Genomic DNA, 2,767 nt, shown 5'->3' with positions numbered 1-2,767 from the left:
ATGCGATGCATGATCACCGCAAGCCGTCGGGCCAAGGCGACAACCGCCTTTTGCCTGCCGCGGCGTTTGGCGATATTCATCGCCCAGGCTCTTAGCCACGACCATTTCTTAACATTTGCCAGCAGGACTTGCGCTGCTTCGTAAAGCAGGGATCGCATCATCGCGTCACCACAACAGGATACTCGCCCGACCCGTTTGCTTTCACCAGACTCGTTCAGTCTCGGCGTCAGGCCGAGCACAGAACCGACCGCTTTTGAATGTGCAAACCGCGCAGGAATATCGATGGTTGCCGTATAGGTGAGTGCGACAACGGGGCCGACGCCGGGGATCGTCGTCAACCGGCGGCAGACTTCATCTTCACGGACCAAATCCAAAACCTTCTTGTGCAGCCTGGTGAACTCTTCACGCAGCAGTTTGCGTGCAGTCAACAAAGGCTGCATGATTTCGCGAAGCTCAGGTCTGTCTTCGACGAGCTCTTTGATCCGCTCCTCGAATTTGACCTTGCCGACCAATCCGACTTTCAGGCCGAAGTTTCGCAACAATCCGCGAATGTCATTCTCGATGGCGATGGCTTTTTCCTGCAAGAGTTTGCGCGCGGTCAGCAATGCCCGGTGCTTCTGGCTCGTCAGTGTCTTCACATGCACAGGCCGATAGAGATTGACGCGCATCATCTGGGCTATGCCACGCGCGTCGTTGCGGTCCGTCTTGTTCGGTTGAGCTTTCAAAAATGCCTTGGCATGCCTGGTCTCGATGCAGATCACGGGCAATCCTGCCTTCGCAAGTCCTTCATAAAGCCATTGCGACAGTGGTCCGGCTTCAAGACCGATCCGCTCAATCTGCCACTTCGGGTCCTTCATCACCAAGATCAAATCATCAGGGTGAGTGGCAACCTTCGTCTCCCGGCAAATCTTGCCTGTTTCATCAACAATGCAAACCGCGGTCTCTTTCACCGACACATCCAGTGCACAATAGTGTTTCATGTTGCGCTTCTCCCTTTGATGTTTGAGGCTGTTGAAAGACATGACCTCGTTTTACCATCAGCCAGAAGCGCAGCACCGCAATCCACCATGGTCAACGATGAGGCGCAAAGCCGAATATCCCATCTAATCGCATTCCAGTCGTCAAGGTGATTTAGGCATTCGGCGACCTTGCCGGGTTGCGGGTAGGCAACGCAGAGTAAATTGATCGGTGGGTCGGCGCTCAGCGGCCATGTCCTTCGGAGCTATATCCGGTGCTGGGGAGCAGGGTTGTCTTCGCGGTCGACGAATGTCGCCGCACAATGGGCTTCGCAGGCAGGACCTTCCTATGTGTAGCGCGCAGTCTCAACGAGCTGCAGCCACTCGTAGCGGAATGATCCAACCGACGTCCGCAGCAGGGACGCTCAGTGCCTCAAATCAGGTTTGACGCGCTGAGGGCGGAAGCTGGCGGTTGCTTATGCGATGGCGCCAGCCGATGCGTTGAAGACTTCTCCTGTCCTGAGCATGCTGGGCATGATGACCGCGAGCTTCCGGGCGACTGCCACCGCAGCGCGCTTGAAGCCCAACCGCTCACGCAGCTGAAGCCCCCGGCTCTTGAGGCTACTCTCGGTCCTGGCACTGGCGCTCGTGAGAAGCACTGTCGCCGCTTCATACAACAGCCCCCGCAGATGGTTGTCACCTCTACGCGAGATATGGCCGTTATAGTCGACCTCACCTGACTGGTAGCGCCGCGTTGTTAGCCCGAGCCAGGCACCAACCGAGCGCGACGTTCGGAAGTTGTCTGGATCTTCAATCGCTGCGATGTAGGACACCGCCGTAACGGCGCCAATGCCTGGGATCGTCGTCAGAAGCTTCGAAGCCTGGCTCCGCCGTGCCACTGCGAGCAACTGCCGATCAAGATCGGCCGCGCGCTTGCGAATGTCGCGCCACGCCTCAAGCAGGGGCAATATGATCCGTGCAAGGTCGTCATTCCCAGCCAAAAGCTCTCTCACATTGCCATCAAACACCCGACCCGTTCCTTTAGGGATGATAAGGCCGAACGTCTTCATCAGGCCGCGGATCTGGTTGCTAAGTTGGGTTGAGATGCTCAGCAGCTGATTGCGGGCGCCGACCAGCGTGCGCGTCAACATACTGTCAAATGACTTTACCCGGACCGCCTTGTAGAAGCCGGCTTCGGCCAGCTGGGCCAAGCCATCCGCATCATTGGCATCTGTCTTGTTGAGCGTCTCGTTCAATATCTTTTGCGCGTGCCGCGCTTCGATGCAGATAGCCGGGATCCCCTCCGCCGTCAGTGCGTGATAGAACCACGTCGACAGCGGCCCCGTCTCGAATATGACGCGTTTTGCGTTCGGGGCATGCTTGCGGATCACCTGCGCCAACAGCTTTGGATCCGAAGCGCGCTTCCCCCGCCAGATCCGCTTCCCGTCCTCCCGGATCGAGATCGCAGTATCTTTCAATGAAACGTCGAGCCCTATATATTGGTCCATGGTTGCCTCCATTCGATGTTTGGGCCCGGTTCCAATCGTGAGCCCGTATTTTCCATCCTATCGGGGGCAACCAACCCAGACAGCATCATCTTGCAAAAAGTTGCCGGGGCAGTCGCACCGCGATTACCCCATGTGTAGCTTCCGGCAGCGGCCGTGCTTTCCGGCGCGCGCCGGAGGGATATCAGCGTGCGACTGCAGGCAGGCTGATTTGCGCATCATCGCTCATTGATGCCATTGTCTCAAGTGTCATGTATCTGGCACGCTGCACCGCCCATTCATCGTTTTGCTCGAGCAGCAATGCGC

The 2,767-nt window shown here is 57.4% G+C and carries 2 protein-coding genes; both read right to left on the bottom strand.

What is annotated here, in order from left to right; all coding sequences use genetic code 11:
* On the bottom strand, positions 1 to 980 hold a 980-nt coding region (locus GHK62_RS01305; RefSeq protein WP_153436563.1), incomplete at its 3' end, for an IS110 family RNA-guided transposase.
* Positions 981 to 1,432: 452 nt separating this feature from the next.
* A complete protein-coding gene (locus tag GHK62_RS01300) occupies positions 1,433 to 2,464 on the bottom strand; it encodes an IS110 family RNA-guided transposase (RefSeq protein WP_153436562.1) in 1,032 nt (343 codons plus the stop codon).
* Positions 2,465 to 2,767: the final 303 nt, after the last annotated feature.

It is taken from the genome of Sinorhizobium terangae (assembly GCF_009601505.1).
Classification (GTDB): Bacteria; Pseudomonadota; Alphaproteobacteria; order Rhizobiales; family Rhizobiaceae; genus Sinorhizobium; species Sinorhizobium terangae.
Note: the sequence above shows the minus strand (reverse complement) of the source record. Positions and strands in the feature narration are given on the sequence as shown.